We start from the raw sequence: 21,021 nt of genomic DNA, 5'->3' as shown, positions 1-21,021 counted from the left end.
AAGTTATGAATTGGTTGTGTTGCTCGGTGAGCAGCATGACAAAAAGTTATGCCTGATGACCATAGCAAGTTGGTACCACTCCTTCCCATCCCGAACAGGACAGTGAAACGACTTTGCGCCGATGATAGTGCGGGTTCCCGTGTGAAAGTAGGTCATCGTCAGGCTCTTACAGCCCAAGAAACCCCGTAGCCCAAAGCTACGGGGTTTTTTGCATTGGGCTGCAGGAAACGGGGAAACAGGCAGAGCAGCCAAAACGAACATCCAAAACGGACATCCCAAAAAAAGAGAGCGCTGACGCGCTCTCTTTTTTATGCCTGCATGGCTTCTTTCTCGGCACCCGGATGCGACATCCGGCGCAGTTTCCTGCAGCTAATTCCGCTAGCATTGACGTTAACGTCAACGTCGCATTCCCATGGCCGCCGGCTGTGGATGCCGGCGGACTCTCCAGCCATGTCGACTACCTACACCATCAGCGATCTTGCCAAGGAGTTCGATCTCACGACCCGGGCCATCCGCTTCTATGAGGACATGGGCTTGCTTGAGCCCGAGCGTGCCGGGCCTGGCGGGCGCAACCGTGTCTACAGTCCGCGTGATCGCACCCGATTGCGCCTGACCTTGCGCGCGAAGCGCCTGGGGCTGTCTCTGAACGAGGCCAAGGAGATCATCGATCTCTACGACAGTCCCCGCGACACGGGTGTGCAACTGCGCAAATTCCTGGAAGTGCTGGCTGTGCACCGCCGCCAGCTCGAGGACCGCCTGGCCGATCTGCAGGCCAACCTGGCCGAGGTGCGAGAACAGGAATCCGAGGCCCGCACTCTGTTGAAACACCTGGATGGGAAAAATGCTTCATAATTGACGTTTACGTAAACGTAATTTGTGAGGCCTGTCTTGACCACGCTCCGACTGGAACCTGCCAACAGCGACTTTGCCCGCCGTGTGCGAGACAGTTTTGCACGCCAGGGCGCGATGCACACCCTGGGCGCCGAGCTGTTCCTGCTGGAGCCCGGAGCTGTCGATGTCTGTCTGGACTGGGCGCCAGGGCTGACGCAGCAGCATGGCTTTTTGCATGCCGGCATGGTTTCCACGGCGTTGGATTCCGCCTGCGGCTATGCAGGGCTGACCCTGATGCCGGCCGATGCTGCCGTGCTCACCATCGAATTCAAGATCAATCTGCTGGCCCCCGCCAAGGGCCAGCGCTTTCGCATGGAAGGCCGGGTGATCAAGCCGGGCCGCACGATCATCGTGACCGAGGGGCGCGCCTATGCCATCGACGAAGGCCGCGAAAAACTGATTGCCACCATGGGTTGCACGCTGATGTGCGTGCAGGGCCGCGATCTGGCCGACTGAGCCGGGCGGCGTTCTTTCACCAAATTTCCACAGGAGACACGAGATGAGCCTTTCCAACCTGCCGGGCCTGAACTTCCAACTGGGCGAGGACATCGACGCGCTGCGCGATGCCGTGCGCGAGTTCGCACAGGCCGAGATTGCACCGCGCGCCGGCGAGATCGACCGCGACGACCAGTTCCCCATGGACCTGTGGCGCAAGTTTGGCGATCTGGGCGTGCTGGGCATCACCGTGTCCGAGCAGTACGGCGGCGCCGACATGGGCTACCTGGCCCACATGGTGGCGATGGAGGAAATCTCGCGTGCCAGTGCCTCGGTGGGCCTGTCCTATGGCGCGCACAGCAATCTTTGCGTGAACCAGATCAACCGCAACGGCAACGAGGCGCAAAAGGCCAAGTACCTGCCCAAGCTGATCAGCGGCGAGCATGTGGGCGCGCTGGCCATGAGCGAGCCCGGCGCCGGCTCGGACGTGATCAGCATGAAGCTCAAGGCCGAGGACAAGGGCGGCTACTTCCTGCTCAACGGCACCAAGATGTGGATCACCAATGGTCCCGATGCCGACACCCTGGTGGTGTACGCCAAGACCGAGCCCGAGCTGAACGCCCGCGGCGTGACCGCCTTCCTGATCGAGAAGGGCATGAAGGGATTTTCCATTGCCCAGAAGCTGGACAAGCTGGGCATGCGTGGCAGCCACACGGGCGAGCTGGTGTTCGAGAACGTCGAGGTGCCGGCCGAGAACGTGCTGGGCGGGCTGAACAACGGCGCCAAGGTGCTGATGAGCGGCCTGGACTACGAGCGTGCCGTGCTGACCGGCGGGCCGCTGGGCATCATGCAGTCGGTGATGGACAACGTCGTGCCCTACATCCATGACCGCAAGCAGTTCGGCCAGAGCATTGGCGAGTTCCAGCTCATCCAGGGCAAGGTGGCCGACATGTACACCGTGCTGCAAGCGGGTCGCTCCTTTGCCTATACGGTCGCCAAAAACCTCGATCTGCTGGGAACGGAGCATGTTCGCCAGGTCCGCAAGGACTGCGCCAGCGTCATTTTGTGGTGCGCCGAGAAGGCGACATGGATGGCCGGCGAAGGCGTTCAAATCTATGGAGGTAATGGGTATATCAACGAATACCCACTGGGTCGCCTCTGGCGGGATGCGAAACTCTACGAGATCGGCGCCGGCACCAGCGAGATCCGTCGCATGCTGATCGGCCGCGAGCTGTTCGCAGAGACCTGCTGATCCTGCACCCGCCTGCCGCGCCGTTCTTGAGTTTGACCCAACAAAAGGATTGCTTATGAGCACAACCTCCATCGAAGAACTGTTTGTCCACAACCGCGAATGGGCCCGGCAGATGGAGCGTGACCGGCCCGGTTTCTTCACCGGGCTGTTGTCGCAGCAAAAGCCCCGCTACATGTGGATCGGCTGTTCCGACAGCCGCGTCCCTGCGAACCAGATCACGGGCCTGGAGCCTGGCGAGGTGTTCGTGCACCGCAACGTGGCCAACGTGGTCGTGCCCAGCGACCTGAACTGCCTGTCCACCATCCAGTACGCGGTGGACCAGCTCAAGGTCGAGCACCTGATGGTCGTGGGCCACTATGGCTGCGGCGGCGTGCTGGCGGCACTGGAGGATGTGCGCGTAGGCCTGGCCGACAACTGGATCCGCCATGTGAAGGATGTGCGCGACAAGCACCAGGCGCTGCTGGCCAGCCTGTCCCCGCAATGGCGCCATGACGCGCTGTGCGAGCTCAATGCCATCGAGCAGGTGATCAACGTGGCGCAGAGCACGGTGATGCAGGATGCCTGGGCACGCGGCCAGAAGGTCACGCTGCACGGCTGGTGCTATGGCCTCAAGGACGGCCTGATCACCAATCTGCAGATGACCGTGCCCGGTGTCGGCGGCATCGCCAACATCCATGCCGAGGCTGTCGAGCTGGTCGCCAGCCGCCAGCGCGACTGAGCGGCCATGGCAGGCGGGACCCCGGGAGACTTCATGCCGATGCCTGCCCAGGACACCTTGCTTGCCCACGACATCGCGCGGGCGATGATGGATGGCTTCAACCGCCATTACCGCCTGTTCCGCGCCGAATCCGCCCGGGCCAAGCACCGCTTCGAAACCGCCGACTGGCTGGGCCAGCAGCGTGCCCAGCGCGAGCGCATCGAGTTCTACGACCTGCGCGTGCGCGAATGCGTGCGCCGGCTGGAAAAGGAATTTGCGGCGGGCGCCCAGCCCATGCCGGTCTGGCAGCAGATCAAGCGCCACTACATCGGGCTCATGGTCAACCACCTGCAGCCGGAGCTGGCCGAGACCTTCTTCAACTCGGTCACCACCAAGATCCTGCACCGCACGCATTTCCACAACGACTTCATCTTCGTGCGGCCCGCCGTCAGCACGGAATACATAGAGAACCAGGAGCCGGCTGCGCGCCCGGCCTACCTGGCCTTCTACCCCACGCGCGAGACGCTGCCGCAGACGCTGCGCGAAGTCGTGGAGCAATTCGCGCTGCAGCGCCCCTTCGAGGACCTGGAGCGCGACATCGCCCGCCTGGCCGAGCGCCTGGAGCCGCAGCTGCAGGCCATGCGCCTGTACGCCAACTTCCAGATCCAGGTGCTGTCCAGCCTGTTTTTCCGCAACAAGGGCGCCTACATCGTCGGCAAGATCATCAACGGCTTTGCCGAGCTGTCCTGGGCCGTGCCCATCCTGCACGGCGACAACGGCCGGCTGGTGCTGCATGCGGCGCTGTTCGGCGAGAAGGACTTCCACGGCCTGTTCAGCTTTGCGCGCGCCTACTTCATGGTCGATACCGACGTGCCCAGCGCCTACGTGCAGTTCCTGCGCAGCCTCATGCCGCGCAAGCCGCGCGCCGAGCTGTACAACGCCCTGGGCCTGGCCAAGCAGGGCAAGACGCTGTTCTACCGCGACTTCCTGCACCACCTGCGCCATTCGCGCGACCAGTTCCGCATCGCACCCGGCATCAAGGGCATGGTCATGCTGGTGTTCGACCTGCCCAGCTTTCCCTATGTGTTCAAGCTCATCAAGGACCGCTTCGCCGCGCCCAAGGAGATCACGCGCGAGCAGGTCAAGGCCAAGTACCGCCTGGTCAAGCAGCACGACCGCGTGGGGCGCATGGCCGACACGCTGGAGTACAGCCTGGTCGCCTTCCCGCGCGAGCGCTTTTCGGATGCGCTGATCGCCGAGATCCTGGAGCATGCGCCCAGCCAGGTCGAGATCAGCGACCGCGACGGCGATGGCCGGCAGGAGGTCATCATCTCCCACCTCTACATAGAGCGGCGCATGGTGCCGCTGAACATGCTGCTGCAGGAGTGCTTCGATGACGGGCTGGACCTGCCGGCACCGCGGCAGCGCCTGGAGAGCGCCGTGATCGAGTACGGCAATGCCATCAAGGACCTGGTCGCGGCCAACATCTTCCCGGGCGACATGCTGTGGAAGAACTTCGGCATCACGCGCGGCGGCAAGGTGGTGTTCTACGACTACGACGAGATCGAATACCTGACCGACTGCAATTTCCGCCAGGTGCCCGCGCCGCGCAACGAGGAGGACGAGCTCAGCGGCGAGGTCTGGTACCCCGTGGGCCCGCGCGATGTGTTCCCGGAAACCTTCGCGCCCTTTCTGCTGGGCAACCCGGCCGTGCGCGAAGTCTTCATGCGCCACCATGCCGACCTGCTCGACCCCGCCTTCTGGCAGGCGCACCAGCAGCGCATCCGCGAAGGCCATGTCCACGATGTCTTCCCCTACGAGCGCAGCCGCTGGCTGGCCTGACCCGTTTTCCCTTTCTTTCACCATCACGACAACCCAGGAGACAAGCATGCAAGACCCCATCGTCATCGTCGGCGCAGCCCGCACCCCCATGGGCGCCTTCCAGGGCGACTTCGCCGACCTCGCGGCCCATGATCTGGGCGGCGCCGCCATCAAGGCGGCCGTGCAGCGCGCGGGCGTGGCGCCCGAGAAAGTGGACGAGGTGCTGTTCGGCAACTGCCTGATGGCGGGCCAGGGCCAGGCGCCCGCCCGCCAGGCCGGCTTCAAGGGCGGCCTGCCGCGCAGCACGGGCGCCGTGACCCTGTCCAAGATGTGCGGCGCCGGCATGGAGGCCACCATCCTGGCGCACGACCAGCTGGTCGCAGGCAGCCGCGATGTGGTGGTCTCGGGCGGCATGGAAAGCATGACCAATGCGCCCTATCTGCTCAAGAAGGGCCGTGGCGGCTATCGCATGGGCCACGACAAGGTCTATGACCACATGATGCTCGACGGCCTGGAAGACGCCTACGAGCCTGGCCGCTCCATGGGCACTTTTGGCGAGGACTGCGCTGCCAAGTACCACTTCACGCGCGAGCAGCAGGACGCCTACGCCATCGAAAGCGTCAAGCGCGCCCAGGCCGCCACGGAAAGCGGCGCCTTCGCTGCCGAGATCACGCCCGTCACCGTCTCCACGCGCAAGGGCGACGTCACGGTCAGCATCGACGAAGGCCCGGCCAAGGCCAAGCTGGACAAGATCGCCAGCCTCAAGCCCGCCTTCAAGAAGGACGGCACGATCACGGCCGCCTCGAGCTCCAGCATCAACGACGGCGCCGCCGCCCTGGTGCTGATGCGCGAGTCCACGGCCAAGGAACTGGGCTGCAAGCCGCTGGCGCGCATCGTTGCCCATGCCACGCATGCCCAGGAGCCCGAATGGTTCACCACGGCCCCCGTGGGCGCCACGCAGAAGGCCCTCAAGAAGGCCGGCTGGACGGCGGCGGACGTGGACCTGTGGGAAGTCAACGAAGCCTTTGCCGTCGTGCCCATGGCCCTGATGGCCGAGCTGGGCGTGCCGCGCGACAAGGTCAACGTCAACGGCGGCGCCTGTGCGCTGGGCCACCCCATCGGCGCCAGCGGTGCGCGCATCCTGGTCACGCTGCTGCACGCCCTGCAGGCGCGTGGCGGCAAGCGCGGCCTGGCGACCTTGTGCATAGGTGGCGGTGAAGGCACCGCAATGGCGATAGAACTCGTCTAAGCTCGGGTCCTTCGGGCGCATCGCCTGCCTGCCTCATCGAGCCCTCCACACCATGATCACCAGCGAAGAACAGTTGCGCAGCCTGTATGCCATGCCGGCCGAGAGGGCCTTGCTCAAGCAGCAGGTGGACCTGGACCGGCACTGCCTGCGCTTCATCGCGCTGTCGCCGCTGTGCATCGTGGCCACGGGGGGCGGGGCGGGCGCGATGATGGATGCCTCGCTGCGCGGCGGCAAGCCGGGCTTCATCAAGGCGCCCGACAACCAGACGCTGCTGATTCCCGATTCGGGCGGCAACAACCGCCTGGACAGCTTCAGCAACCTGATCGCCGATCCGCGCATCGGCCTGCTGTTCATGGTGCCGGGTTTCGACGAGACCCTGCGCGTCAACGGCGTGGCCAAGCTGCGCGACGAGGCCCACTACACGGCGCTGTTCGCCAGCGAAGGCTTCCGGCCCAAGATCGTTCTGGAGATCCAGGTGCAGGAGGCCTATCTGCACTGCGCCAAGGCACTGATGCGCGCCCGGCTCTGGAAGCCCGAGTCCCAGGTGCCGCGCAACGTCATGCCCTCGGTGAACCAGATGGTCCACCAGCAGATCGGCCTGCCTGCGCCCACCGAGACGCAGGAGGCCATGGTCGAGCGCTACGAAAAGCAGATCGCGGGCGAGCAGGGCCGCTGACCGCATTCCATTTGAAAGGTCGAAAGACATGGCAGTCACTCTGGTGTTGGGAGCCTCGCGCGGGCTTGGTTTTGCCTTGGTAGAGGCCTATGCGGCCCAGGGCCGCAGCGTGGTCGCCACGGTGCGCAGCGAGGCCGACCGCGAGCGCGTCGAGGCCACGGGCGCCAAGGTGCTGCTGGTGGATGTGGCCGACCCGGCCAGCGTCAGCGGCCTGGCCTGGCAGCTCGACGGCGAGAAGATCGAGCTGGCGCTGTACGTGGCCGGAGTGTGGGATGCCCACAGCTCGGCCACGCCGCCCACGCGCGAGCAGTTCGACCGCGTCATGCACACCAATGTGCTGGGCGCCATGCAGGTGCTGCCCCAGGTGGCGCCGCTGGTCGAGGCGGCGGGCGGCGTGTTCGGCCTGTTCTCCAGCCAGATGTCGCTGCTGGCCGACGCCGAATCCGACGCCTGGCTCTACCGCGTCAGCAAGGCCGCGCTCAACATGGTCGTGGCCAGCGCCCAGCCGCAATGGCCCGGCGCCACCGTGGTCGCGCTGGACCCGGGCTGGGTGCAGACCGACATGGGTGGCGCGGCCGCCACCTTCACCGTCGAGCAAAGCGTGCAGGGCCTGGTGCGCACGCTGGCCGGCGTCACGCCGGCCGACCGGGGCCGCATGCTGCGGCATGACGGGCAGCGCATCGCCTGGTAGATCCGACGGTAGATCCGGCCAGCGCAAGGGACAACGAACAACGAAACAAGAATCAGGAGACAAGACATGCTGCTCAACGCAGACCAGGAAATGATCCGTGATGCGGTGCGCGACTTCGTGCGCACCGAAATCACGCCCCATGCCGCACGCTGGGACAAGGAACACCACTTTCCCAAGAACGTGCACCAGGGCCTGGCGGCGCTGGGCGCCTACGGCATCTGCGTGCCCGAGGAGTACGGCGGCGCCGGCCTCGGCTACCTGAGCCTGGCCCTGGTGCTGGAGGAAATCGCAGCCGGCGACGGCGGCACCAGCACGGTGATCAGCGTGACCAACTGCCCCGTCAACGCCATCCTCATGCGCTATGGCAGCGAGGCGCAAAAGCAGCAATGGCTGGCTCCGCTGGCGCGCGGCGAGATGCTGGGCGCCTTCTGCCTGACCGAGCCGCATGTGGGCTCGGATGCCTCGGCGCTGCGTACCACGGCCACGCGCGACGGCAGCGACTACGTGATCAACGGCGTCAAGCAGTTCATCACCAGCGGCAAGAACGGCGACGTGGCCATCGTCATCGCCGTCACCGACAAGGCTGCTGGCAAGCGCGGCATGAGCGCCTTCATCGTTCCGACCTCCGCACCCGGCTACCAGGTGCTGCGGCTGGAGGACAAGCTGGGCCAGCACAGTTCGGACACGGCCCAGATCCAGTTCGAGGGCTGCCGCATCCCCGCGGCCAACCTCATCGGCGCCGAGGGCGAGGGCTACAGGATTGCGCTGTCGGCGCTGGAAGGCGGGCGCATCGGCATTGCCGCGCAGAGCGTGGGCATGGCGCGTGCGGCCTTCGATTGCGCGCTGCAGTACTCCAAGGAGCGCGAGAGCTTCGGCCAGCCCATCTTCAACCACCAGGCCGTGGGCTTTCGCCTGGCCGACTGCGCCACGCAGATCGAGGCCGCGCGCCAGCTGATCTGGCATGCGGCCAGCCTGCGCGATGCCGGCCTGCCCTGCCTCAAGGAAGCAGCCATGGCCAAGCTCTTTGCCAGCGAAATGGCCGAGCGCGTGTGCAGCGCCGCCATCCAGACCCTGGGCGGCTATGGCGTGGTCAACGATTTTCCCGTCGAGCGCATCTACCGCGATGTGCGCGTCTGCCAGATCTACGAAGGCACGAGCGACGTGCAGAAAATTCTCATCCAGCGCGCCCTGGCCTGAGGCCAATTCCCCACGCTGCGGGTCGGGCCGGATGGCCCTGACACCCGCAGGGCTTAGCATGGAGCGTCGCCGGGAAGGCGCCCGGGAGAGGCGGGCGGCCGTTCCCGGCAGGTTTGTGACCACCTTCGCAGGAGATCCCGACATGCCCATCGCTTCCGTCAACGGCCAGAACCTGTACTACGAGGACACGGGCGGGAGAGGCCCGGTCCTGGTGTTTTCGCACGGGCTGCTCATGGACCACACCATGTTCGCCCCCCAGGTCCAGGCACTGCAGGGGCGCTTTCGCTGCATCAGCTGGGACGAGCGCGGCCATGGCCAGACGGCAGACCCCGAGCAGTGCGCACCCTTCGACTACTACGACTCGGCCGACGACCTGGCCGCCCTGCTCGAGCACCTGGGCGTGGAGCGCGCGGTGCTGGTCGGCATGTCGCAGGGCGGCTACCTGTCGCTGCGCTGTGCGCTCATCCACCCCGAGATCGTGCGCGCGCTGGTGCTGATCGACACTCAGGCCATGCTGGAAGACCCCGAGCAGATGCCCCACCACGAAGCCCTGCTGCGCGCCTGGATGGAGCATGGCCTCAGCGACGACATGGCGACCACGGTGGAGCGCACCATACTGGGCCAGGGCTGGAGCGGCGCGGCGGCCTGGCGTGCCAAATGGAAGAAGGCCACGCCCATCAACCTGGGGCAGAGCTTTCTGGCGCTGGCCCAGCGCGATGACATCAGCCCACGCCTGCCCGACATCCATGTGCCGGCCCTGGTCATCCATGGCACGGACGACTCCGCCATCACGCCCGACCGTGCACGCGCCATGGCCAAGGCCTTGCCCAGGGCGCAGTGGGTGGAGGTGCCGGGTGCCGGCCATGCGGCCAACCTCACGCATCCGCAGCCCGTGAACCTGGCCATCGAGCGCTTCCTGGATCAGCTCGACTGACAGGGCCTGCCGGGCCGGGGGTCAGACCGGCGGATCGCCGTCGTTCTCGCTGTCGCGGCGGCGCAGGACGACGGTGATGCTGCCGTCGGTCTCCAGCGTGGCGCGCTCCACCTCTCTGAGGTGCAGGCAGCCGCCCGCACGCAGCGCGGCCTCGATATCGTCGCGCGTGATGCGTTCCTCGCGCATCAGATCCTTGTTCAGGTGTCCGTCCCTGATCAGGGCCTTGGCCTTGCCGTCGATGAGCCGCTCCAGCGCGGGAAAGCGGAAGGTCAGCCAGGACAGCAGCAGATGGCACAGGATCAGCGTGGAGGCCGAGACCATGCCGCCGATCAGCGAGTTGTCCCCGGCATTCATGGAGTTCTGCACCGCATTCGACAGGATGAGCAGCAGCACCAGGTCGAACGGCGCGTACTGCCCCGTCTGGCGCCGCCCCGTCAGGCGCAGGAACACCAGCAAGAACAGGTAGACGGCCACGCCGCGCACCACGAACTCCCACCACGGGACCGACATTGAAAACATGGGCTCTCCTTACAGGCCCGAGGGCCCGCGGTCAGTATCATGGCCCGCCTGTCCTCCATCAAGAACCCGGTCGCAGCAAGGCGGCCGTGACTGACATGCATTCCTGCTCCCGCGCCGTCCCCCCCCAAGTTCCGAAAGTTCCGCAAGTTCCGCAGGGCCAGCCGCTATGAGCGCTGCCGCCACCTCCCCGGCCTGTCCCTGCGGCCAGCACGATGCCAAGGGCCGTCCCCTGGCCTTCGATGCCTGCTGCGGCCGTTACCTGGACCATTTCGACGACTGCCCTGCGCCCGACGCCCAGGCGTTGATGCGCTCGCGCTACAGCGCCTTCGTGCGCGAGGACGCCGCCTATCTGCTGGCCACCTGGCACGCCAGCCAGCGGCCCGCCACGCTGGACTTCGAGCCTTCGGCACGCTGGCTGGGGCTGGCCGTCAAGGACTTCCGAAGCACCGGCGATGACCGCGCCGAGGTGGAGTTCGTCGCGCGCTACCGCGTGGGCGGCCGCGCCGTGCGCCTGCATGAGCGCAGCCGTTTCGTGCGCGAAGCCGGGCGTTGGCTCTACGTGGATGGCGACCAGTTCTGAACACGGCGGCGGCCCTGCGGAGCCGCTGTGGAAACTGCAGCAGCGCCAGCGGCTGCTGCTGTCCATCGCATCGCGGGGCTCGTCCGAGGCGGCGGCCCTCATCATCCCCGGCATCGTGGTCTGGCTGCAGCGGCACGAAACGGGCGCCTTCCAGGTGCCGCTGCTGCTGTGGTGGCTGGGCATGGCGCTCATGGCCTGCGTCTTTGTCGGTTTGCGGCGCCAGTTGCGCCGGGACCTGGGAGCTGCCGTGCCATCGGCCGAGTTGCCAGCGCGGCTGCAGCGCTGGGAACGCGTGATGGGCCGCATGGCCCTGCTCAACGCCGGTTCCTGGGCGCTGGCGATACCGCTGACCCACGGCAGCGGCCATGAGTTCCGGCTTTTCATCTACCTGGTGCTGTGCGGCGTCGTGGCCTCGGCCGCCACCTTCCTGGCGCCGGCCTCTGCCGTATTCAAGCGCTTCTTCGGCGTGCTGTACGGCGCCATGCTGCTGGCCGTTGTCTGGTACTTCCCGAACAGGGGCCTGTACCTGCTGCCGCTGCTCATGCTGTATGGCGCCACCATCGCGCGCCATGCCTGGGGGGCGCGCCAGCTCATGCTGCAGCAATGGGCGCAGGAGCGTGACCGCCAGCTGCTGGCCGAGCGCTACCTGGCGGCCAAGGAGCAGGCCGAACAGGCGCTGGAGGCCAAGAGCCGCTTCCTCTCGGCCGCCAGCCATGACCTGCGCCAGCCGCTGCACGCGCTGGGCCTGCTGGTGGAAACCGCCCGCCAGCGCAATGCCGACGGCGCACTGGCAGGCGTGCTTGACGATGCCCAGGCCTGCGCCCAGTCGCTGGGCACCATGTGCAACGACCTGCTGGACCTGTCGCGGCTGGAGAACGGCACCTGGGAGCTGCGCGCCCAGGTGATGGACCTGCGCATTCTGCTGGGCGATGCCACGCGCCTGTTCGCGGCCGAGGCACGCCAGCGCGGGCTGGTGCTGCGCTGGCGCGTGGCGCGCGGCATGGACAGCCTGGTGCGTGCCGACGAGGCCCTGCTGCGCCAGATGGTGTTCAACCTGCTGCACAACGCCCTGCGCTACACCCAGCGCGGCGGCGTGCTGCTGGCCGCCCGCGTGCACGGCGGGGGCTGGCGCATCGAGGTCTGGGACACGGGCCTGGGCATTGCGGCTGAAGACCGGCCCCATGTCTTCGCACCGCACTTTCGCGCGCGCTCAGGCCAGGCGGCCCGGCGCGCGGCCCAGCCTGCGGCCGACCACCTGCCCGGCGTGAGCAGCCAGGGCCTGGGCCTGGCCGTGGTGGCCGCAGCGGCGCGCCGCATGGGCGTGGAGCACGGCCTGCTGTCCACGCCGGGGCGGGGTTCCTGCTTCTGGCTGCAACTGCCGTCCAGCCTGAATGTGCAGGCGGCCTTGCCGCAGTCCGAGGGACCGTCCGAAGGATCGCAGGCGCAGGCCCGGTCGCCCCTGCTCCAGGGCCGGTGCTGGGTGGTCGATGACGATGCGCAGGTGGCGCGGGCCCTGGCCGGCCTGCTGCGCGATTGGGGGCTGCAGGTGGATGTGGCCGCCACGGGCCGCGAGGTGGCCGGCTGGCTGGCGGCGGGGCAGCATCCCGATTTCGTGCTGTGCGACCACCATCTGGCCCGGGGCGAGAACGGCTTTGCGCTGCTGCAGAACGTGCTGGCGCAAGCGCCGCAGGCGGCGGGCGCCCTGCTCAGCGGCGAGCCGTCGCCGGCGCTGGAGCAGGAGGCGCAGGAACTGGGCTATCTGCTGCTGCGCAAGCCCGTGGACCCGCTGGCGCTGCTGGCCCTGCTTCAGCGCAGACTGGCCGTGGCCGGCGCCTGAACCGTATCGGTCGGCGGGACGGAAGGCGGCAGCTCCAGCGCAATGCCCTGCATGCGCGTGATGGCGTCGATGCGGCTGTGCACGCCCAGGCGCTGCAGGGCGCCGGCCACATGCTCCTTGACCGTGTGCGGCGATAGGTGCAGCAACTGGGCAATGCTGGGATTGGGCAGGCCGCGCAGCACCAGATCCAGCACCTGGGCCTGGCGCGGGGTGAGGCCCAGCTCGGCCGCCGTCATGCGGATGGCATGGGCGCCGCCGGGTGACTGCGGCGCCAGCGGGGCGGCGGGGAACCAGGTCTCGCCGCGCAGCAGGGCCGCCACGGCCTGCTGCAGCACCTGCGGCGGCTGGGACTTGAGCACAAAGCCATGGGCCCCCGCCGCGCGTGCCTTCAGGGCAATCGCGCCATGCGTGTCGCCGCTGGTCATGAGCACGCGGCAGGCGGGCGCCAGCGTGCGGATTTCGCGCACCACGTCCGTGCCCGCGCTGGCACCCAGCCAGAAATCCACGATGGCCAGATGCGGCGATCCCCTGCCGGCCATGCACTGCAGGCCTTCGCCCGCATCGGCCACGGCATGGACTTCGGACAGGCCGAATTGTTTCAGGAACTCGGACACGCCCATGGCAGTCAGCGGGTGGTCGTCGATCACCAGGGCATAGCGGCCCGATTGGAGACAGGAGGAATCGGTCAGGAGGCGATGGCTGTACATGGTCCGCGCGAAGGCATGTCGAAAGGGCTGGAGCGCCAGGGCGCGCCCGGATACACCTTGCGCACATCGTAACGATTACCCCCCGGCCGGGGGGTGACCGGATGTCGGCCAACTCCCCAAAATCGCCGCCGATGCCCTGAGATTCCGCATGGAACGGGCATGTATTCAACGAGAAGGGGAGATAGTCATGAAGATGGTACAGCTCACGCGCCGCAGTGCGGCATTGATGCTTCTGGGAACCCTGGCCGCCTGTGGCGGCGGCGGTGGTGGTGGTGGATTGGGAGAACCGGGCGGCGGAGATCCCGGCAATGGCGGAAATCCTGGCAACCCCGGCACGCCCGGCAACCCTGGCGGCGGCACGACGACCCCGGTGACCGGCCAGTACCGCATGGAGACGGCTGCCGAAAACTTCGACGCGGCCCTGTCCGCCATGAACACGCTGGGGGCGCAAGGCTATGCCTTCACCTACAGCCTGGCCTCGGGCGGCACGACCTTCCCCGTTCCCATCGGTGACTTCTACGTTACCGACACGGCCCACACCGGCACGCGCCTGGACTACCGCATGGTGGCCGACGTGGCGGGCGTCTCGGCCCTGGTGGCCCAGCTCAATGCGCAGGGTGCGCAGGGCTACCTGTACAAGTCGGGCATGGCGTTCCCCGGCAGCACGCAGGACCTGCGCAACCTCTATGTGCGCAGCAGCAGCGCCGCCGCCACCTACAGCTACGAGACGCGCCCCGCCGTGGGTGCGCTGGACACGTCCGGCTTCACGCAGCAACTGGCCGAGATGAGCGGCCGGGGTTTCCGCTACATGGGCCCGCTGATCTCGGGCGACGAGATGTTCAACCTCTACGTCAAGGACTCCAAGGCACCGGCCTTCGAGTACGCGGTCTTCGCCCTGGCCGCGCCCTTCGGCATGGCCAACGGCACGGCGCTGAAGCAGCGCCTGGACGAGATGGGGGCCAAGGGCTACCTGCTGCGCGGCGCCCTGGTGCTGCGCGGCAATACCGAAGGCGTGCAGCTGTACGAAAAGAGCGGCGACCAGCAGGGCGCCATCGAGTACCGCCTCGAATCCGTGTCCAACAACGCCAGCCTCGCGCAGCGCCTGGAGCAGTTCAACCGCAACGCGGCCGAAGGCTTTTTCGCCTTCGGCGATGTGGTCACCGACGATGGCCAGTTCCATTCCATCTCGGTGCGCAACGTCCGCCGCATGGTGCATCCGCTGGCCGGTGCCTCCTTCCCCTGAGCAGGGCACAGGCATGCGCGGCCGGCGCATAATCCGGCCATTTTCCGCAGCAAGGGCGCCCAGGGCGCCCTTGCTCAGTTTGTTTCGAGAATCCATTCATGACTGCTTTCGAGGCCGTGCTCTTCGACTGTGACGGCGTGCTCGTCGACAGTGAATCCATCACCAACCGCGTGCTGTGCACCATGCTCAATGAATCGGGCTGGCCCATCAGCACCGAGGAATGCCTGCGCGAATTCATCGGCAAGACCGTGCGCAGCCAGGCCGCGCTGATCGAGGCGCGCACCGGCAAGCCGCTGACCGACGCATGGATGGCCGCTTTCTACGAGCGCCGCAACGCCGCGCTGCGCGCCGAGCTGGTGGCCATTGACGGCGCGCTGTCCGCCGTCAGCGAATCCCATGCGCTGTGCGCTGGCCGCATCGCCTGCGCCTCGGGCGCGGACCGCGCCAAGGTGGAGATGCAACTGGCCCAGGTCGGCATGGCCCCGTATTTCGAGGGCCGCGTCTTCAGCGGCCATGAGCTGCCGCGCAGCAAGCCCTTTCCCGATGTGTACCTGGCCGCAGCGGCGGCCCTGGGCGTGGCGCCTGCCAACTGCCTGGTCATCGAGGATACGGTGACGGGCGTCACCGCAGGCGTGGCCGCAGGCGCCACGGTCTGGGGCTACTTCCCGGCCGACCAGGGCCACGCATCGGCCGAGCAACTGCTCGAAGCCGGCGCCAGCTGCGTGTTCGGCGACATGGGCGAACTGCCCGCCATGCTGCGGGCCATTCTCCCGTCACGGGCCTGAGCCCCGGTCCCGCCTTCAGTCCCGCAACCGGGGCGAAGGCCGGGCCTCCACGCCCTGGGCCTGCGCGGCCTGCTGCTCGGCCAGCAATGCGCGCTGGAAGGCGGGCCGCTGCTGCAGGCGCGTCCAGTAGGCCTGGGTGGCCGGTCCCCACTGGGCTTCCATCTCCAGGTGGGCCGACAGCATCAGCGCATAGCCCACGGCCACGTCGGCAGCGGTGAAGCGGCCTGCCGTGAGCCAGTCGCGCTGTTGCACGTCCTGCTCCACGGCGCGCAGCCGCGCGAGGAACCAGCGCTGGTAGTCCTGGGCCACCTGGGGCTGGCGCCGCTCTGCCGGCTCGAAGTGCGCATAGCGCAGCACCAGGGTCTGCGGGAAGGTCAGCGTGGCATCGCTCATGTGCAGCCAGTTGAGGTAGGCCGCGAAGTCCGCCTCCTGCGGCTGCACGGACAGGCCGGCCCCGGGGTGCAGGGCGGCCAGGTATTCGCAGATGGCGGCCGACTCGGTCAGCCTGGCCTCGCCGTGGCGCAGCAGCGGCACCGTGCCCAGCGGGTTGAGTTCAAGGTAGCTGCGCTGCCGCACGCGCGGCGGAAACGGCAGCATGTGCAGCGTGTAGGGCAGCTGCAGCTCTTCGAGCATCCACAGCGCGCGGAAGGAGCGCGCGCTGACGCAGTGGTGGAGGTGGTGCATGTGCAAAGCCTAGGCTAGATGCGCGGACGGCGGCTGTCGCGCAGGATGCAAATCGCGCCAGGATGCACGCGGCCCTCATTCGGGCCGGGCTCGCGCGCTCTTGCGGAACTCGGAAGGCGACAGCCCCGTCCACAGCCGGAAGGCGCGGATGAAGCTCTTGTCGTTGAGAAACCCGCAGGACTGGGCGATGCGCTTGATGGGCCGGCTGGTGCGCAGCAGCAGGCCGATGGCGCGCTCGCGCCGCACCTCGTCCTTGAGGGCCTGCAGCGAGGCGCCTTCTTCCTTGAGCTGGCGGTGCAGGCTGCGCTGGGACAGGTGCAGCTGGCGCGCCAGCGTATCGGCCGTCTGCAGGCATTCGGCGTCGGCCGCCAGCAGCTGGCGCACGCGCTGCATCAGCTGGCGCTCGCGCCGGTAGGGGCGCACCTGCAGCGGCAGGGCGCGCTGCAGCATGCGCTGCAGCGCAGGCTCGTCGCGCGACAGCGGCATATCCAGAAAACGCGCGTCGAACTCGAGGCAGGCCCGGGCCGCGCCAAACTCCACCTCGCCCGGCGGGAACAGCAGCGCATACACGCCCGCATGCGGCGGGGGATCGAAGGGAAAGCAGGCGCGCCGCAGCGGCAGCGGCTCATCGATGAACCAGCTGGCAAGGCCGTGGATATTGCGCAGCACCGACAGCAGGCAGAACTCGCGCATGGCGCCCAGCGTGGACAGCTCCTCGATGGCCAGCGTGGCAACGCCGTCTTCCTGCGTCAGCGTGAGGCGGATGTCGTCGGCCAGCAGGCCATGGTGGCGGCACCAGCGCGCCAGCGCCAGGCCCAGCTGCTCGCTGCCCATGCTGGCGCGTGCCAGCATGCCGTAGCTGCCCCAGGGCAGGCGGCGCGAGAACCAGCCCAGGGCCTCGTCGTCGAGCTCGCGCATGGCGGCATCGGACAGTGCCTCCATCTGCAGCGCCGTGATGCACTCGTTGCGCTCTTTGACGGAGTCTGGCGCGATTTGTGCCTTCTCCAGGGCGGACAGGGCGCTGATGCCCCGGCGTTCGTAGGCCAGCATAATGGCCTGCACAAAGGCCATGGGCGTGACTGCAGGGTGTGCAGAGGCCATGGTGGCGGCCGCCTGGGGCAGGGGGGTCTTGACCAGCGAGGGGGTGAACATGCTGGCAATTATTGCAACCTTCGTGGCCTGTTCTGCTCGGGGTTGGCCCTTATGCTGCCACGCAATAGCTGCCGTGACGGGGCAGGCCACTGCATTTGCCCGTCCCAGGCGCCGCCGACGACACAGGAGACAACGCATGCCCGCCCAGAACGCCCCGCTCGCTTCCAGCCATGCCCAAGGCCGCACCGATGTGCCGCTGATCGAGCAGACCATCGGCGATTTCTTTGCCGACATGGCGGCCCGCCAACCCGGGCGCGATGCCCTGGTCAGCCGCCACCAGGGCCTGCGCTACAGCTATGCCGGCCTGCACACCGAGGCGCGCCGCCTGGCCAGCGCGCTGCTGGGCCTGGGGCTGGACAAGGGCGACCGCATCGGCATCTGGTCGCACAACAACGCCGAATGGGTGCTGATGCAGTTGGCCACGGCCCAGGTCGGCCTGGTGCTGGTCAACATCAATCCGGCCTACCGCACCTCCGAGGTGGAGTACGCGCTCAACAAGGTCGGCTGCAAGGCCCTGGTGACCATGGCGCAGTTCAAGACCAGCGACTACCTGGGCATGCTGCGCGAACTGGCCCCCGAGCTGGCCACGGCCGAGCCCGGCCGCCTGCATTGCGCGCGCCTGCCCCAGCTGCGCAGCGTGGTCTGGATCGACGTCGCAGGGCAGGGCGAAGAGCAGCCCGGCATGCTGCGCTTTTCCAGCCTGCTGGCGCGCGGCGATGCGCAGGATGCGCGCATCGACGCCGTGGCCGCCACGCTCAAGAACACCGACCCCATCAACATCCAGTTCACCAGCGGCACGACGGGCTTTCCCAAGGGCGCCACGCTGACCCACCGCAACATCCTGAACAACGGCTTTTTCATCGGCGAGTGCATGCGGCTGACGCCCGAGGACCGGCTGTGCATTCCCGTGCCGCTGTACCACTGCTTCGGCATGGTGCTGGGCAACCTGGCCTGCTTCACGCATGGCTCGGCCATCGTCTACCCGAATGACGGATTCGATCCGCTGCTGGTGCTGGAGACCGTGCAGGCCGAGCGCTGCACGGGCCTGCACGGCGTGCCCACGATGTTCATCGCCGAGCTGGACCACCCGCGCTTCAAGGAGTTCGACCTGAGCACGCTGCGCACCGGCATCATGGCCGGCTCGCCCTGCCCCATCGAGGTGATGAAGCGCGTGGTCAGCGACATGCACCTGTCCGAGATCACCATCGCCTACGGCATGACCGAGACCAGCCCCGTCAGCTGCCAGAGCGATGCCGACACGCCGCTGGAGCGCCGCGTGTCCACCGTGGGCAAGGTGCAGCCGCACCTGGAGGTGAAGATCGTCGACCCGGCCACGGGCGAGGTGGTGGCGCCCGGCGCCTCGGGCGAGCTGTGCACGCGCGGCTACTCGGTCATGCACGGCTACTGGGGGGACGAGGCCCGCACGCGCGAGGCCATCGACGACGAGGCCTGGATGCACACGGGCGACCTGGCCACCATGGACGAACAGGGCTATGTGAACATCGTCGGCCGCATCAAGGACATGGTGATCCGCGGCGGCGAGAACATCTACCCGCGCGAGATCGAGGAATTCCTCTACCGCCACCCGCAGGTGCAGGACGTGCAGGTGGTCGGCGTGCCCGACGTGCGCTATGGCGAGGAGCTGTGCGCCTGGATCATCGTCAAGCCCGGCCAGACGCTGACCGAGGACAGCGTGCGCGACTTCTGCAAGGGCCAGATCGCCCACTACAAGGTGCCGCGCTACATCCGCTTCGTCGAGGCCTTCCCGATGACGGTGACCGGCAAGATCCAGAAGTTCAAGATCCGCGACGAGATGATCGCCATGCTGGATCTGCGCCCGGCCAGGACCGCCTGAAGGCTGCTTTCATGCGCTGCCGCCAGCTGTCCACCGCGTGCCGCCTAGGGCGTGCCGCCCTCGGGCGCGGCCCCGGCCGAGGCTGCAGCGCGGCGCGCCACGACCAGGCGCTTGCGCAGCGAGACCTCCTGCATGTCCAGCTCGCTGACCAGGCGGCGCAGCGACTCGTCGTTGATGCGGTGGGCCTGGCGCTCGGCGTAGAGCGCGTCGCGCTCCTGGTGGATGCAGCGCAGCCGCAGCTCGATCTCCAGCAGGTAGCGCAGCTTGCGCTGGCGCACGACTTCGGGCGCCTCGCGCTGGATCTCGATGCTGGAGGCCGTGCCGCTGCCGTCGTCCAGCAGCTGGACGCGGTTGCGGTACTCCTGCGTCAGGTGGCCCATGACCTCCTGGTGCATGGCCACCCATTCGGGCGTATGGCCCTGGATCTCTTCCTCGCTGAGCGTCAGCCCGCCAATGGCGGACTGGCAGGCGGCCACGCGCGCCAGGCGTTCCTCGCGCACCGTGGGCGATTCGCCGGGCTGGGGCATGCGGCGCAGGATCAGCGGCAGTGCGATGCTGCCCAGCACCAGGGTGAACAAGATGGTGCCCGTGGCCAGGAAGACCAGCATCTCGCGGCCCGGAAAGGGCTGGCCGTTGTTCAGCAGCATGGGCACGGACAACGCGCCGGCCAGCGTCACGGCGCCGCGTATGCCGGCCATGGTGGTGGCCAGGTTCAGCAGGTGCGAAGGGCGCTCGGCCATCTTGCCCTGGAAGTGGGCGCGTGCCAGGCTGCGCTGCACGCCCAGGGTCAGCCAGATCCAGCGCATCAGCAGCAGTGCGCTGGAGATGATCACCACATAGCCCACCAGCACCCACCATTCGCTGCCCGCATCGTGCAGGGTCACGCCGATGATGGAGGGCAGCTGCAGGCCCAGCAGCAGGAAGATGGCGCCGTTGAAGGAGGCCTCGACCATGCTCCAGGTGCCCTCGGTCTGCAGCCGCTCGCTGATGTAGCTGCTGCGCTCCAGGTCGGCGAAGTTGGTGGCAATGCCTGCGGCCACGGCCGACAGGATGCCCGACACGCCGATCTTTTCGCCCACGATGTAGGCGGCGAAGGGCAGCAGGATCAGCAGCAGCACCATCTGCGTGGCAGCCACGTCGCCCAGGCGGCGCGTGATGGTGCTGCGCGCATAGGAAAAGCCCCAGCCGATCAGCGTGCCCACGCCCAGGCCGCCCAGGGCCATCCACATGAATTCCTTGGCCACTTCGGTCCACGAGAACAGGCCGGTCAGCGTGGCGGCAATGGCGAACTTCAGCGCCACCAGGCCCGAGGCATCGTTGAGCAGGGACTCTCCTTCGAGGATGTGCATGGTCTTCTCGGGCATGCCCAGGTTGCGCGTGATGGCCGAGACGGCCACGGCATCGGTGGGCGAGACCACGGCGGCCAGCGCGAAGGCCACGGTCAGCGGCATGCCGGGCACCAGCCAGTGGATCAGCCAGCCCAGCCCCACTACCGTGAACAGCACCAGGCCCAGCGCCAGGCGCAGGATGGGGCGGTACAGCGAGAAGAACTCGCGCTTGGGGATGCGCCAGCCGTCGGCAAACAGCAGCGGCGGAATGAACAGCAGCAGGAACAGCTCGGGATCGAAGGCGATGTGCAGGCCCTTTTGTGGCCAGGCGATCAGCGCTCCCAGGGCGATCTGTATCAGCGGCAGCGGGATGGCGCGCACATAGCGCGCGGCAATGCCGGTCAGTGCCCCCAGCAGCAAAACGAGCAAGACGATTTCAACGGTGTGCATACGGCATTTTCCCCAGCCCGGGCCGCCGTTCTTTGCAG

20 protein-coding genes and 1 rRNA gene are annotated in these 21,021 nt (G+C 67.5%); 16 read left to right on the top strand and 5 right to left on the bottom strand.

Features of this window, described 5'->3' with window-relative positions:
- The first annotated feature begins 51 nt into the window (after positions 1-51).
- The 11 genes from rrf to A9976_RS10425 all read left to right on the top strand — a co-directional run bounded on the left by rrf (position 52) and on the right by A9976_RS10425 (position 9,843).
- Positions 52-164: ribosomal RNA gene (rrf, locus tag A9976_RS10475) — 5S ribosomal RNA — on the top strand.
- Positions 165-450: 286 nt separating this feature from the next.
- Entirely contained in the window at positions 451-852 is a 402-nt protein-coding gene (locus A9976_RS10470; RefSeq protein WP_183018951.1) for a MerR family DNA-binding transcriptional regulator, read from the top strand.
- 36 nt (positions 853-888) lie between these two features.
- Positions 889-1,347, top strand: coding sequence for a PaaI family thioesterase (locus A9976_RS10465; protein ID WP_183018950.1), 459 nt, complete (start codon positions 889-891; stop codon positions 1,345-1,347).
- Between the two features lie 43 nt (positions 1,348-1,390).
- Complete coding sequence (locus tag A9976_RS10460) at positions 1,391-2,578, top strand: isovaleryl-CoA dehydrogenase (RefSeq protein WP_013800381.1); 1,188 nt, start codon at positions 1,391-1,393, stop codon at positions 2,576-2,578.
- 55 nt (positions 2,579-2,633) lie between these two features.
- Positions 2,634-3,296, top strand: coding sequence for a carbonate dehydratase (gene can, locus A9976_RS10455; RefSeq protein ID WP_183018949.1), 663 nt, complete (start codon positions 2,634-2,636; stop codon positions 3,294-3,296).
- Positions 3,297-3,329: 33 nt separating this feature from the next.
- Positions 3,330-5,117, top strand: a complete 1,788-nt coding sequence (gene aceK, locus A9976_RS10450) for a bifunctional isocitrate dehydrogenase kinase/phosphatase (RefSeq protein WP_183018948.1) — start codon at positions 3,330-3,332, stop codon at positions 5,115-5,117.
- Positions 5,118-5,163: 46 nt separating this feature from the next.
- Positions 5,164-6,345 (top strand): acetyl-CoA C-acyltransferase, encoded by a 1,182-nt coding sequence (locus A9976_RS10445; protein WP_183018947.1) that lies wholly within the window; start codon positions 5,164-5,166, stop codon positions 6,343-6,345.
- Positions 6,346-6,397: 52 nt separating this feature from the next.
- A complete protein-coding gene (locus tag A9976_RS10440; RefSeq protein ID WP_183018946.1) occupies positions 6,398-7,021 on the top strand; it encodes a pyridoxamine 5'-phosphate oxidase family protein in 624 nt (207 codons plus the stop codon).
- 28 nt (positions 7,022-7,049) lie between these two features.
- Positions 7,050-7,712 carry an SDR family oxidoreductase gene (locus tag A9976_RS10435; RefSeq protein WP_013800385.1) on the top strand — a complete coding sequence of 221 codons (663 nt, stop codon included), beginning with the start codon at positions 7,050-7,052 and terminating at the stop codon, positions 7,710-7,712.
- Positions 7,713-7,778: 66 nt separating this feature from the next.
- Positions 7,779-8,909 carry an acyl-CoA dehydrogenase family protein gene (locus A9976_RS10430; protein ID WP_183018945.1) on the top strand — a complete coding sequence of 377 codons (1,131 nt, stop codon included), beginning with the start codon at positions 7,779-7,781 and terminating at the stop codon, positions 8,907-8,909.
- 142 nt (positions 8,910-9,051) lie between these two features.
- Complete coding sequence (locus tag A9976_RS10425) at positions 9,052-9,843, top strand: alpha/beta fold hydrolase (protein WP_183018944.1); 792 nt, start codon at positions 9,052-9,054, stop codon at positions 9,841-9,843.
- 21 nt (positions 9,844-9,864) lie between these two features.
- On the opposite strand, the gene A9976_RS10420 is transcribed toward A9976_RS10425, so the two are convergent.
- Positions 9,865-10,362, bottom strand: coding sequence for a DUF421 domain-containing protein (locus tag A9976_RS10420; RefSeq protein ID WP_012207780.1), 498 nt, complete (start codon positions 10,360-10,362; stop codon positions 9,865-9,867).
- Between the two features lie 166 nt (positions 10,363-10,528).
- Between A9976_RS10420 and A9976_RS10415 the strand changes: the two genes are divergently transcribed.
- On the top strand, positions 10,529-10,942 hold the full coding sequence (locus tag A9976_RS10415) for a YchJ family protein (protein ID WP_183018943.1): 414 nt from the start codon (positions 10,529-10,531) through the stop codon (positions 10,940-10,942).
- A complete protein-coding gene (locus tag A9976_RS10410) occupies positions 10,926-12,779 on the top strand; it encodes a hybrid sensor histidine kinase/response regulator (RefSeq protein ID WP_183018942.1) in 1,854 nt (617 codons plus the stop codon). The genes A9976_RS10415 and A9976_RS10410 overlap by 17 nt, the downstream gene beginning before the upstream one ends.
- Here the strand turns inward: A9976_RS10410 and A9976_RS10405 are convergent.
- Positions 12,749-13,486, bottom strand: coding sequence for a response regulator transcription factor (locus A9976_RS10405; RefSeq protein WP_183018941.1), 738 nt, complete (start codon positions 13,484-13,486; stop codon positions 12,749-12,751). The two genes, A9976_RS10410 and A9976_RS10405, sit on opposite strands and share 31 nt — an antisense overlap.
- 187 nt (positions 13,487-13,673) lie before the next feature.
- Between A9976_RS10405 and A9976_RS10400 the strand changes: the two genes are divergently transcribed.
- Both A9976_RS10400 and A9976_RS10395 read left to right on the top strand, forming a co-directional pair.
- Complete coding sequence (locus A9976_RS10400) at positions 13,674-14,729, top strand: hypothetical protein (RefSeq protein ID WP_183018940.1); 1,056 nt, start codon at positions 13,674-13,676, stop codon at positions 14,727-14,729.
- 98 nt (positions 14,730-14,827) lie between these two features.
- Entirely contained in the window at positions 14,828-15,514 is a 687-nt protein-coding gene (locus tag A9976_RS10395) for an HAD family phosphatase (protein ID WP_183018939.1), read from the top strand.
- Positions 15,515-15,529: 15 nt separating this feature from the next.
- Here A9976_RS10395 and A9976_RS10390 read toward each other — a convergent pair whose 3' ends face one another.
- Positions 15,530-16,198 (bottom strand): glutathione S-transferase family protein, encoded by a 669-nt coding sequence (locus tag A9976_RS10390; RefSeq protein WP_183018938.1) that lies wholly within the window; start codon positions 16,196-16,198, stop codon positions 15,530-15,532.
- Between the two features lie 75 nt (positions 16,199-16,273).
- On the bottom strand, positions 16,274-17,350 hold the full coding sequence (locus tag A9976_RS10385; protein ID WP_183018937.1) for an AraC family transcriptional regulator: 1,077 nt from the start codon (positions 17,348-17,350) through the stop codon (positions 16,274-16,276).
- A gap of 136 nt (positions 17,351-17,486) precedes the next feature.
- Between A9976_RS10385 and A9976_RS10380 the strand changes: the two genes are divergently transcribed.
- Complete coding sequence (locus A9976_RS10380) at positions 17,487-19,205, top strand: AMP-binding protein (protein ID WP_183018936.1); 1,719 nt, start codon at positions 17,487-17,489, stop codon at positions 19,203-19,205.
- A gap of 44 nt (positions 19,206-19,249) precedes the next feature.
- Here A9976_RS10380 and A9976_RS10375 read toward each other — a convergent pair whose 3' ends face one another.
- Positions 19,250-20,983 carry a Na+/H+ antiporter gene (locus A9976_RS10375; RefSeq protein WP_183018935.1) on the bottom strand — a complete coding sequence of 578 codons (1,734 nt, stop codon included), beginning with the start codon at positions 20,981-20,983 and terminating at the stop codon, positions 19,250-19,252.
- Between the last annotated feature and the right edge of the window lie 38 nt (positions 20,984-21,021).

This window comes from Delftia sp. UME58 (assembly GCF_014170385.1).
GTDB classification, from domain to species: domain Bacteria; phylum Pseudomonadota; class Gammaproteobacteria; order Burkholderiales; family Burkholderiaceae_C; genus Comamonas; species Comamonas acidovorans.
The sequence above is the reverse complement of the archived record's forward strand: the minus strand, read 5'-3'. Positions and strand labels throughout refer to the sequence as shown.